The organism is Hyphomonas sp. UBA4494 (assembly GCF_002388935.1).
Lineage (GTDB): Bacteria > Pseudomonadota > Alphaproteobacteria > Caulobacterales > Hyphomonadaceae > Hyphomonas.
Window position 1 is genome coordinate 57,993 of record NZ_DGNK01000029.1, and the last position, 11,283, is coordinate 69,275.

Sequence of the window (11,283 nt, forward strand, 5' to 3'; positions counted from 1 at the left end):
AGACACTAATGCGTCGGGCTGGAATGGCCAGCATTGCCCTAGGGGATATCCCGCTCTGCGGCATCGATGCAGCCAGCCGCTTCCAATATATCGAGCGCCGGGGTGAGCTGCGCCTCGTACCGCTTCCATCGGGCCAGCGCCCGGGTATAGAGCGGCTCGCGCACCTGCGCGGAACTGGCGGTCGCAACCGGCGCGGCATTCTGGTGAAATTCCAGGCATTGGGCCTCAAATGGCAGGCCGCAGAACTCCAGCAGTCTCCGTGTCTGGGCCTCGATGTCGCCCACCACGTCTTCATAATGAACCTGTGTGAACCGGCCTGCCGGAAGCGTCTCGCTGAAATGCCGGATCATGCGGTCAAAGCCGACATAATAGTGCGCCGTGGTTTCAAGGTTCAGGGCGTAGTCGTAATAGGGAAACTGCGTCGCAAACAATTGCCTGTAATTGCTGAGCACTGTGTCCGCCGGATGCCGCCTGAGGCAGATGATCCGCGCTTCCGGCAGGGCCGCCAAAATGATGGGGGCGTAAATCGCATTCAGTGGCAGCTTGTCGATGAACCGCCCATTCAGGCCGAGCGTGGCGTCGACGCGTTGCATGTACATCCGGCCAAGCTCGGCAAGGTCCACTTGCCCGGCCGCCGCCAGCGTTTCGACATCCAGCACGTATTTTGATCGGGTGCCTGACAGGTGTTTCAGGCTGATCCCGAAATCGGCGAGTTCTCCGGCCGAAGTCACCTCGCTATGGCTCGACAGGATCCGGTCGATCAGGGTGGTTCCCGTCCGGGGCATGCCGACAATGAAAATGGGTTGCGCGCTGGTATGGCCACCCATCAGCGGCAGCTGTGTCGTCGCTTTCGCCGCGTCGAAAATGGCGTCATCAAACGCCGCATCGTGCTGCACAGCGGCCCATTTGGCTGATTTGGCTTTGGCCAGCCAGCCCATCGCTTCGGCTGGTTGGTTCAAATCTTCATAGGCCTTGGCGAGGGCATGGCCGACGCGGAGCGCGTCATCGGCTTTATGGGCGACCGAGGGAAACACAGCTTTCAATTCGGCAATCTGGTTGTCGGCCTCGGTCTGCTTCGTGATCTGGACGATTGCGGCCAGAGCGCGGGTCTCGCCCGGATCCAGCATTAAGCATCTGCGATAAGCTTCCCGCGCTTCGTCCATGTGTCCGACAAACTGAAGCGCCGCTCCGAGATTGTAATGGTAGGCAGAGACATCTGGGGCGGTCGCCGTGGCCCGCTTGTAGAATTCCAGAGAACGGTCATGCAGTCCGGCGCGGCTGTAGACGACCCCCAGCGTGTCGAGCGTCAAGGCGTCGTCTGGCGCAAGCGCGGCGGCGGCATCCGCAGACCGTACAGCCGATTCGCGCCTGAGAAGTGCCATTTCACTGCGCGCTTTTTGGGCGAGCACTTCAGGGTGCTGTGGGCTGAGTGTCAGCGCACGATCAAACAGGTCTATGGCCTTGGCATGATTGGCGTGATCCGCGGTCAGGATGCCCAGTAGATAATACGCGCGCGGCTCGCCGGGGTCGCGTTTCAGCGCCTCCATGCAGTCGGCATGCGCATGCCTGTAAGCCTTCTTTTCCAGATGGCTCGCCGCCCGGTCCAGTAGCCCAATATTTGCCGAAGATGCCCAATTTTTGGTCAGTGCATTGTTCCTTCATTCTACAACTGAGCCGTATAGGCGCAATTCTGTGCCAAAAATATTACGCCAAGGACATAAATGTGCTGCCGTGTGGGACGGTCGCTTGTGCCAAATTCTTCCCTGCTTCCTAATGTTGGAGGTGAGGTAGGAACTATAGGAGTTTCTACAAATGTCTAAATCCAGTCTACTACGGCAGACCAGTCTTGTCGTGCTTGCGACAGGCCTTGCCATGGGTGCCAGCGCCCAGGAAGAACCGTCCAGCGACAGCGAATTGCGCGCCCAGACCATTACGGTCACCGCCACCCGCCGCGCCGAAAGCGTCCAGGATATCCCGCTGAACATCGCGGCCCTTGGCGGCGAGCAGATCGAAGAGCAAGGCTTTGACGAACTGGCAGATGTGCTGGCTTATGTACCGGGTATCAACGTCGTTGATCGCGGTGGCCGTCAGGGCAACCCCGTTATTGTTCGTGGTCTGAATGCAGATGGCCTCGGCTCCGGTGACGGCAACAATGATGGCGGCGGCACGGTTGCCACCTATCTCGGCGAGATCCCGCTTTTTGTGGATCTCAAGCTGAATGACCTTCAGCGCGTGGAAGTCCTGCTTGGGCCACAAGGCACACTTTACGGCGCCGGTACGCTTGGCGGCGCAATCCGTTACATCCCGAACAAGCCGGATTTTGATGGCGACCTACTGGAAGTGCGGTCGGAATTCTCAAAATATTCCGAAGCAGCATCGCTCAGCTATGAAACCGGCTTGACCTTCAACAAGACGTTTGCGCCAAACTTTGCGATCCGTGGCTCGGTCGACTACGAAGACGATTCCGGTTTCATCGACTATCCATACATCGTGCAGGAAATCGGTGTATCTGATCCGGACCCGGACTTTTCTGACCCGGCTGATGTTGCGTCCAATTTGCGCGGCGTCACGGATGCGAATGGCGAGCGGACCGTTTCTGGCCGTCTCGCTGCGCGCTGGGAGCCAACTGAGTGGCTCGATGGGACGGCGACCTATTATTACCAGAAGTCCGAAATCGATGGCCGTCAGGGCTCCAGCTGGCGCAACACGCTCCAGACCGGGAAATACGAACTGGCCAAACGTGTCGAAGAACCGAACGAGATTACCAACCAGTTGCTGGCGCTTGAGCTGACAGCCGATCTCGGCTTTGCGGAGCTGACCTCCGCCACCGGCTATTCCCGGTTCGACGACAATGGCCAGCGCGACCAGACCGACCTCCTGATCTCGCTCGAATACAGCTATGAACTGTTCCCGACCTTCACCTCCTTCACGCATGAGAAGGGCCGCGAAAACACATTCAACCAGGAAGTCCGTCTCGTTTCGACGACTGACAGCCGGTTCAACTGGATCGTCGGTGCGTTCTACAACAATTCCGATGTGACCTCTTATTCCCAGGAATACACGCCGGGATATGCGGACTATGTCGGCTTCGACCGCCCGGATGACCTAGAATACTATTCCCAGTTCTATTCTTCACTGGAGGAAGCAGCGCTGTTTGGGGAAGTTGGATTTGACATCACCGACCGCTGGACCGTCACGGTCGGGGGGCGCTATTATGAGTATGATCTGGAATCGTTCAGCGATGTCGATTTCCCGCTCTTCGATAGCGGTCCGAACTATCTCCAGCCCGTTGGCATCAGCGATATGGAAGACAGCCTGAAGTCTGACTTCGCAGCCGGCAGCCCGAATGGCACAGAGCGGACCAGCCAGTCTGATGATGGCACCCTGTTTAAGTTCAACACCTCTTATCAGGTGACGGATGATGTCCTCGGCTACTTCACGGTCAGCGAAGGCTACCGGATTGGTAACTCGAACGGCATTGGCGTTTGCCCGGCCTATGATCCGACCAACAACCAGCAAGGCGCATGTGCACTGCTACCGGGACAGCAATTCGGTCCGGGGGCTGGCGACGTTTCCACGCGGGACGAATCGCAATTCGGTCCTGACACGACCACCAATTACGAGCTTGGCTTCAAGTCGACCCTGATGGATGGGCGGGTCACCCTGAACGGCGCAGTCTACTATATCGAATGGACCGATCCGCAGCTGAGTTCTGCCACAATCAACGCGTCCATTCCGATCACGGTCAATGCCGAAGGCGCGGAGTCCAAAGGCTTTGAGGTCAATGGCGCCTGGGCAGTCAATGAGAACCTCTCCGTACGCGGCAGCTATAGTCATTCCGAAGCAACGCTCACCGCGGATGCACCGGGCCTTGTCGGCACGATCTCGCCTCCGGGCTTCGGATCGGTCTTGCTGGACGGCAGCGACGGCGACCGCCTGCCCGGCTCTCCGGAAGATCAGTTCGCAGTCTTCGGCACCTATGTCATGCCGCTCGAAAATGGCGCGGAAGTTGCCTTCAATGCCGGCTACACATGGCAGGGCGATGTGCTCAGCCGCACGGGTGGCCTCGGCGATGGTTTGACGCTCGATTCCTTCGGGCTGGCCAATGTCTCTGCCGTATATGACACGGGCGACTGGCAGGCGACCTTCTTCGTCAACAACCTCTTTGACGAGTTCTACGAGACCGGCGTCGTCGGCACGAATCTCTACAATCAGGTTCTGTCTGATGATGCGGGCGGCCCGGTCTATCAACGGACCTACTACACCCATGTCGGCGCGCCGCGTTCGATCGGTGTGCGGTTCAAATATACGTTTGAATAGTCAACTTCCTGACTGTTCCAAAGGTCAATCCCCGGGGTCGCCTGTCATGGGCGGCCCCTCCCTGTTTCAGGCCTGCCCTTTTTCAGACTTCGTCCAGCAATTGGGTAAAGTCCACCACTTCAAACCCATGCCCCGTCGCGCGGGCAAACCGCTCCAGATCATCCCGCGCAATCGCCGTGGTCCCGGTATTGGTCAGCGGGTGAAAGTTTACCGGATCGTGATCCAGCAGCGCGGCATCGACCAGGAAACGCACGCGCCCGCTTGTATCATTCATCAGGGCAAATGCCGTCACCGATCCCGGTGTCACGCCCAGCACTTCCTCCATCAGATCGGGTGAACCAAACGACAGCCGCCGCGTGCCGATCAGGCGATGAAGCCGGTTCAGCTTGAGCTCTGAATGTGCCTCCGCCGCGATCAGGATGATGGCGCCATCCTTGTCGGTCAGGAACAGGTTCTTGGTGTGTCCGCCGGGCATGGAGGCTTTCAACTCCCGCCCCTCATCCACCGTAAACACGGCATCGTGCCAATGTGTTGTATGGGCGACGCCCAATTCATCCAGATAGGCAAAGAGATCATCAGGGGTTGCGGTCATGGCGTCCTTTGGGCCAAGACTTTAGCCTCCCGTCAAGCACTGCTCTGGATACCGCTTCATGCATCTCGATTGCTACAAGATCTACGACGTCGCGCCACAAATGGTGCCCGCGCGCTCCAATCGCGACTGGATGGACGCCTTCACAGATCGCCATCCCTATCGCTGCCTGCCGCTGACCATGGCCAATTCCACCGGCTGGGAATTGCTCTGCCCGATGGACATCAAGATCAAATGGAATGGCGGCACGCGCAATGAAGACATCCAGATCCTGACGCGCGGCGACCCGAACGCAATTTCCAGCTTTGCCGATGCGCATTTCATGCGCGGCATCGTCACCTTCCATACCGGCCATCTGTTCCGCACGCCGCCCGGTTGGGGCGTCTGGGTCACGGGTCCGCCAAACTGGCCAAAGGATGGCATCTATCCGCTGACGGGCCTGGTCGAGACCGACTGGCTGCCCTTCCCGTTCACAATGAACTGGCAGATGACGCGCCCCGGCGAAGTGATCTTCGAAAAGGACGAGCCCTTCGCCTTCATCACGCTGATGGAGCACAAGAAGCTGGAAGAGATCGAACCGGAGCGGAAGCTGCTGCGCTCGAACACGGAATTGGTGAAGGAATATAATGCCTGGACCGAAAGCCGGTCAGACTTCAACAAGCGCCTGAAGACAGGCGAAGAAAACGCCATGAAGGAACGCTGGCAGCGCCACTATATGCGCGGCGAAAAACCCACGGGCGACAAAGCCGATACCCACCAAACCAAACGCCGCCTGAAAGCCCCTAAAGAGGTTTAAGAGTGCGCAGCACGCGAGTCTCTCTTCTCAAGAGTTTCCTGCTAGGGGCTGCGTTGCCATTCATCCTCATCGGTGTTTGCGCACTTCTGGGCCTCGGCTATGCTGTCCTGAATGGGTTCAGTGGCGCCGACATTCTCGATGCTGTCGGGATCGGCGCCTTTGCTGGGGCTATGATAGCACTGCTTGGCGGAGCTGACATGATATTTGGTTCCGCTTTGGGAGGCCTGTTCGACAAGAACACCCCTTGGACCGAGTATCTTGCAACGGCAATTGGTTACGCCACGGTCTGGGTGCCGGCGATCATGTGGATCCGGCATGCGCTTTGAATTGCCCGTGGACAGTCCTGCGGAGCGTGCCTTTGCGCTTTTCTCGACCCGCTATGAGACGTTCGGCTGTGAGGTGAGAAGGAAGTGATCTATTTGGAGCGGGTGATCTAGCCCTGCTCCGGGCTGGCCTGTTTCACAAGCCGCCTCGCTCTGTGGCGGCGTTATCGATACTCTGCAGAATGAGGTCGATGTCCTCCTCGCAGAAGACATGCGGTGCAGCGACAACAGAGCTAATGAATGTCCGTTGTTCGTCAGGCGATTTCTGCCACCAGCCTATCGTATCGCCATGACTGGCGATCCGATCACCGATGGCGAACAGAAGCGCCGGGTCCTGCCGGATACCTTCCTGGGGCCGTGTTGGCTTGGACAGTTTTGGCAAGGCGACAGAAAGATCCTGCAAGAGACGCGCAAGGGAGTCGTTCAGCAGCAGGATGTCATCCAGATAGTCGCCGAACTTGCCGCGTGTCAGCCAGCCGCTGAGTACGGTTTCGGCATACGGATGCAGGAAGCGGAGCGTGCGTGTCTCGGGGTCGTATTCGAAGAGGTCACTCATCCGCCCGCCCTGCCTTCTCGTCAATCCCGCTGGTGCCCTGCCGCTTTTCCAGCGCAGCCGCCACAGCATCCAGACTGACGCCCCGCGATCTCAGCGCGACGAAGGCGTGATACAGCACATCAGCCGCTTCGCTCGCCACATGCGCATCGCTCTCGCGGCGCACCGCTTCGGCCAGTTCCATGCCTTCTTCATGCACCTTCTCCGCGCAAGCTTCCGGCCCTTTGGACAGTAGTTTCGCGGTCCACGAGTTGGAGGCATCGCCCTCTTTCGCGCGCGCGTCGATCGTGGTGCCAAGATGGGCGAGAGCCGCAGCCAGGCGGTCAGGGGAGCCGAGATCTGTCATGGCCTTGGCTTAGCGCACTTACGCGACGTGAGGAAGCGCGGGCGCTTGACGCGAGGCCTTACTGGCGCACTTTAACCTCAGGAAACGCCACCAGATCAGGAAGAATGTCATGAAAGACCGGGTCTCCATTACCATGCTGGACGACGGCATCGCCGACGTTCGCTTCATCCGCATTGACAAGATGAACGCCCTCGACCCCGCCATGTTTGACGGCATCAATGAGGCGATTGCCCAGCTGAAAGAGACAAAGGGCCTGCGCGCCGTGGTCGTCTCAGGTGAAGGCCGCGCCTTCTGCGCCGGGCTGGACCTGTCCAGCCTCGGCAGCGATTCCGGCAGCGACGAGTCCAAGAGCGTCACCGGCAGCAAGAACACCTTGTCCGACCGCACGCACGGCATCGCCAATCGCGCGCAATATGTCGCCTGGGGCTGGCGTGAGATTCCGGCGCCGGTCATCGCCGCTGCGCATGGTGTGGCCTTTGGGGGCGGCTTCCAGATTCTCTCCGGCGCCGATATTCGCTTTGTCCATCCAGACACACGTTGCGCCATCATGGAACTGAAATGGGGCCTCGTGCCCGACATGGCGGGTTTCCCGCTCTGGCGCGGCAATGTCCGTGACGATGTGCTGCGCGAACTGACCTATACGAACCGGATCTTCAACGGCACCGAAGCGCAGGAAATGGGTTTTGCCACCCATGTCTCCGACAATCCGCTGGATGATGCGATGGCGCTCGCCAAGCAAATCGCGCTGAAGAACCCGGACGCGATCAAGGCCTCCAAACGCATCTTCAATTCCATTCAGGATGCCACCGACGCCGAACTCCTGATGGCGGAATCGGTCGAGCAGGACAAGATCATCCGTACACCGAATCAGATGGAAGCGGTATTTGCGGAAATGCAGAAACGCAAGCCGGCCTTTACCGACTAGTCGCTCTCGCCATTTGCGGCCTCAAACGCGGCAAAGGCTTCTTCGCCCGTCAGCATCGGCGTGTCATTGGCCAGATCATAATAGGCGGCTTTCTCGTCGATGAAGATCTGCTGCGACAGCTTTGACAGGTCGGCCTCCTGAAACAGGCCGGCCGACAGGGCGAAATGGTCGTGGAATTTGAGGTGGTAGTAGAGATGGCTGCCACAGGTCTTGCAGAAGGCCCGCTCGGCCCAGTCCGAGGACTGGTAGTCGGCGATATGGTCCTCGCCTTCGATCTCCAGCTTGCCGTCATGGTCGACCGTGAACAGCGGCCCGCCGCCCCAGCGTCGGCACGTCGCGCAATGGCAAACTGCCACCTCGTTGATGTCCGGCACCGTGATCGTCACCGCGCCGCATAGACAATGGCCTTTCATGATCGCTCCCTCCTGTTTGTATAAGGAGGCCAGCCTACGCCAATGCGGCCATATCTCAATTGAAGGCTTTGTGACGATTTCGTCAGAGGGGGCGGACAGGCGCTCCGGCTGCGGCCAGTGCGGCGCGGGCCTCGGCAATCGTCGCTTCGCCGAAATGGAAGATCGAGGCAGCCAACACCGCCGTCGCCCCGCCCTCGATCACGGCGGGGGCGAGGTCTTCCACCTTGCCTGCCCCGCCACTGGCGATGACGGGAATGTTCACCGCGCCGGTGATTGCTTTCAACAGGGGCAGGTCGTATCCGGATTTGGTGCCGTCCCGATCCATGCTGGTCAGCAGGATTTCCCCGGCCCCGCGCGCCTCGGCTTCCCTGGCAAAGGCCACCGCGTCAATGCCGGTCTCTTTGCGCCCGCCATGCGTGAAGATTTCCCAATGGTCGCCCACGGCGCGCGCATCAATTGCCACGACGACCGCCTGGCTTCCCGCTTTCGCTGCGCAGCGCGCGATCACGCCAGGGTCGGCCACGGCGGCGGAATTGATCGCCACCTTGTCGGCGCCCGCACGCAACAGGGCCACCAGGTCTTCCGCGCTGCGCACCCCGCCGCCCACGGTCAGCGGCATGAAACATTGCTCCGCTGTTGCCGAAACAATGTCCATCAGCGTGCCCCGGCCCTCATGCGTGGCGGAAATGTCGAGAAAGCACAGCTCGTCCGCCCCCTGCGCATCATAGGCTTTCGCCAGCGCCACGGGGTCGCCCGCGTCTTTCAGGTCAACGAAATTGACGCCCTTGACGGTGCGCCCGTCCTTCACGTCGAGACAAGGAATGATACGGGTCTTCAGGCTCATGAGGTGGGCTTTAGCGTCCACGCGCCCGGAAGGGAAGCGCCTTGCAGGTATGTAACGGAACAGGGGGCCGGGGCCACGCATTGATTGGGGGAATGCGATGGCAATTCTGCCGCGCATGAATAACGCGAACCACAGGAGACCCACCTATGAAACGCCGCAACCAATTGATGATCGCTGCCGGAGTCCTGAGCGCTGCAGGGGCCGCCTTTGCCGGCCAGAAATACGGCCGCAAATTCCTCCGCGAGCGCCGCCAGGATGAAAGCAATACCCAAGCCACGAACGGCGCAGACACATCCAGCCAATTCCGCCAGCACAAGGGCGTCTCCAGCCCCCATGGCGATCCGGTCACCGCGCACTGATAGGCCAGACCAACAGATGAAACAGGGGCCGCAGCCTATGCGGCCCTTTTTCGTGCGCGCCATCCTGACAAGGGTTTCACTCAAGTCGCTGCGCCTCCTGTGCTATACGTCCTTCATGGCGGGCCTCCGCCCGCCCTCGCACCACAAAGCAAGGGAGACACGATATGAATCTTTCCAAAACCATGCGCCGAGCCGCCGACGCGGCCGCAATGCACCCGAAAGAAACCTTCCTGCGACAGGGCCTGCGCCATGCGCGTCTCGGCGATAGCGAGTTTGACCGCGCGCCCGATGCGCCCGCGCTCTCGGACGTCGCCCATGCCCTGCGCACACGCCGCATGATGCCGCCCGTGCTGGGCCGTCGCTAGGTGATATCACGGAACCGGCAGGCGGTCGCGCGCATTGATAGGGTAATCCCATAACGCACAAGGAGCTCGCCCATGAAACTCTGGAAACAAGCCGCCATCGCCGCCGCAACCGCCGCCCTCACGGCTGGCGCTGGGCAAGTCGCCAAACGCGCGGCCCTGAACTTCATGGGCCGCCGCTCCCATAATGGCCCGCGCCTTATTCCGGCAGTGTCCGAGCACGTCACCAGCGTGGCCAACAAGCCACGCCGCGCGGTGCGCTGAGCCCCCCTGTAATAACGACAACAGACCGGCCCCCCAACAGGGCCGGTCTTTTTTGTCCGCCCACATCCTGTTGCTTAGCAGGGTCTTAACGGGACCGGCGCGATTTACGCGCCCAGTGAGCGGCAATCTTAACAGCGTTCTGCGAAAGGTCTCGTGTGGGAGGGGCGCTGTTGCGGATGCCTGATAGAAATATTGCCTGGGCCATACGGCTCGGCGTGCTGGTCACGCTTCTGGTCTTGATGTGCGTTGTCACGCCCGTCTATCTCTGGATCCAGGCCTATGGCTCGATCAGCGGCCCGGCGGCGATGGCATTTGCCACGATCCTGCCCCTGATCATTTGCCCCACGCTCAGCTTCATCATGTTGCGTACCCGGCTCAGGGTCTATCGCCTGGCAGAACAGAATTACAAGATCGCGCACAAGGACGAGCTGACCGGCCTGCCCAATCGGCGCGCCTTTTTCGAGGCTGCGCGCCAGCTCCAGACCCGCGCACATTTCGTCGGGCGGCCCTTCTTCTGTGCCATTGCCGACATCGACAATTTCAAGCGGGTGAATGATTCCCACGGCCATGATGTGGGCGACCATGTCCTGCGAGAGATCGCGGTCAGGCTGAACGCAAAAGTGCCAGAGGATTGCCTCGTCGCCCGTCTGGGCGGGGAAGAGTTTTCCATTGCGGGCATGTTCTCCAGCGAGGTCGTGGCCTATCGCGCGCTCGGTCGGCTGGTGCGGGATGTGGCCGCCGAACCGATCCAGACTCCGATAGGTGAGCTGACCGTCACGATCAGCCTCGGCTATTGCAAGGACCATGACAGCCGCGAAATCTCGACCCTGCTATCGCGCGCCGACAAGGGGCTCTACGCCGCCAAACGCTTCGGCAAGAATCGCGCAATGAGCTTTGACCACCCCGACAGCGACCCGGAAATGTTCGCGGCCTAGGCTGCCTTTCCAAGCGCTGAAGCGTTCCCACATTTCGGCCTCCTCTCCCCGCCTCTCCGGCGCATGCCGGAGTCTCGTCCGGCTGGCTTCGGCAGGAGACGCCGGCATGCGCCGAGGATACGGTTCGTCGCAGAGAGACCACTCCTCCCCCCCCCCGATGACCCCTGCGTAGGCAGGGGTCCATCTCGGAACGCCTCCCCATGTGCATGAGGCAGCTTCAGGAGATGGATACCTGCCTGCGCAGGTATCTTCGG

The 11,283-nt window shown here is 60.2% G+C and carries 14 protein-coding genes; 8 read left to right on the forward strand and 6 right to left on the reverse strand.

Translation table 11 applies throughout. From position 1 onward, the window contains the following. Positions 1–38: 38 nt before the first annotated feature. Complete coding sequence (locus B2P82_RS10740; RefSeq protein ID WP_290497012.1) at positions 39–1,547, reverse strand: tetratricopeptide repeat-containing sulfotransferase family protein; 1,509 nt, start codon at positions 1,545–1,547, stop codon at positions 39–41. 265 nt (positions 1,548–1,812) lie between these two features. On the opposite strand from B2P82_RS10740, the gene B2P82_RS10745 reads away from it, so the two are divergent. Then, positions 1,813–4,320, forward strand: coding sequence for a TonB-dependent receptor (locus B2P82_RS10745; protein WP_290497013.1), 2,508 nt, complete (start codon positions 1,813–1,815; stop codon positions 4,318–4,320). Positions 4,321–4,402: 82 nt separating this feature from the next. Here the strand turns inward: B2P82_RS10745 and B2P82_RS10750 are convergent, their stop codons facing one another. After that, on the reverse strand, positions 4,403–4,912 hold the full coding sequence (locus B2P82_RS10750) for a prolyl-tRNA synthetase associated domain-containing protein (RefSeq protein WP_290497014.1): 510 nt from the start codon (positions 4,910–4,912) through the stop codon (positions 4,403–4,405). A gap of 58 nt (positions 4,913–4,970) precedes the next feature. On the opposite strand from B2P82_RS10750, the gene B2P82_RS10755 reads away from it, so the two are divergent. Together B2P82_RS10755 and B2P82_RS10760 are read left to right on the forward strand one after the other, a co-directional pair. Continuing rightward, the gene (locus B2P82_RS10755) at positions 4,971–5,705 is read left to right on the forward strand and encodes a DUF6065 family protein (protein WP_290480282.1); all 735 of its coding nucleotides are present in this window, start codon (positions 4,971–4,973) and stop codon (positions 5,703–5,705) included. 2 nt (positions 5,706–5,707) lie between these two features. Next, positions 5,708–6,031 (forward strand): hypothetical protein, encoded by a 324-nt coding sequence (locus B2P82_RS10760; protein WP_290497015.1) that lies wholly within the window; start codon positions 5,708–5,710, stop codon positions 6,029–6,031. 133 nt (positions 6,032–6,164) lie between these two features. Here B2P82_RS10760 and B2P82_RS10765 read toward each other — a convergent pair whose 3' ends face one another. After that, a complete protein-coding gene (locus B2P82_RS10765) occupies positions 6,165–6,584 on the reverse strand; it encodes a hypothetical protein (RefSeq protein ID WP_290497016.1) in 420 nt (139 codons plus the stop codon). After that, on the reverse strand, positions 6,577–6,927 hold the full coding sequence (hisE, locus tag B2P82_RS10770) for a phosphoribosyl-ATP diphosphatase (protein ID WP_290497017.1): 351 nt from the start codon (positions 6,925–6,927) through the stop codon (positions 6,577–6,579). The genes B2P82_RS10765 and hisE overlap by 8 nt, the downstream gene beginning before the upstream one ends. Positions 6,928–7,036: 109 nt before the next feature. Between hisE and B2P82_RS10775 the strand changes: the two genes are divergently transcribed. Further along, complete coding sequence (locus B2P82_RS10775; RefSeq protein ID WP_290497018.1) at positions 7,037–7,852, forward strand: crotonase/enoyl-CoA hydratase family protein; 816 nt, start codon at positions 7,037–7,039, stop codon at positions 7,850–7,852. Here B2P82_RS10775 and B2P82_RS10780 read toward each other — a convergent pair. Together B2P82_RS10780 and hisF are read right to left on the reverse strand one after the other, a co-directional pair. Then, complete coding sequence (locus B2P82_RS10780; RefSeq protein WP_206991743.1) at positions 7,849–8,265, reverse strand: GFA family protein; 417 nt, start codon at positions 8,263–8,265, stop codon at positions 7,849–7,851. The two genes, B2P82_RS10775 and B2P82_RS10780, sit on opposite strands and share 4 nt — an antisense overlap. An 82-nt stretch (positions 8,266–8,347) precedes the next feature. Further along, positions 8,348–9,109 carry an imidazole glycerol phosphate synthase subunit HisF gene (gene hisF / locus B2P82_RS10785; RefSeq protein ID WP_290485183.1) on the reverse strand — a complete coding sequence of 254 codons (762 nt, stop codon included), beginning with the start codon at positions 9,107–9,109 and terminating at the stop codon, positions 8,348–8,350. Positions 9,110–9,255: 146 nt separating this feature from the next. Here hisF and B2P82_RS10790 point away from each other — a divergent pair, with 146 nt between their 5' ends. From B2P82_RS10790 to B2P82_RS10805, 4 genes are all read left to right on the forward strand, one after another. Beyond that, positions 9,256–9,468 (forward strand): hypothetical protein, encoded by a 213-nt coding sequence (locus B2P82_RS10790; RefSeq protein WP_206991745.1) that lies wholly within the window; start codon positions 9,256–9,258, stop codon positions 9,466–9,468. A 164-nt stretch (positions 9,469–9,632) separates the two neighbouring features. After that, entirely contained in the window at positions 9,633–9,833 is a 201-nt protein-coding gene (locus B2P82_RS10795; protein ID WP_290497019.1) for a hypothetical protein, read from the forward strand. A 72-nt stretch (positions 9,834–9,905) separates the two neighbouring features. Beyond that, positions 9,906–10,094, forward strand: a complete 189-nt coding sequence (locus tag B2P82_RS10800) for a hypothetical protein (protein ID WP_034813151.1) — start codon at positions 9,906–9,908, stop codon at positions 10,092–10,094. Positions 10,095–10,270: 176 nt separating this feature from the next. Next, the gene (locus tag B2P82_RS10805) at positions 10,271–11,029 is read left to right on the forward strand and encodes a GGDEF domain-containing protein (protein WP_290497020.1); all 759 of its coding nucleotides are present in this window, start codon (positions 10,271–10,273) and stop codon (positions 11,027–11,029) included. The last annotated feature ends 254 nt before the right edge of the window (positions 11,030–11,283 follow it).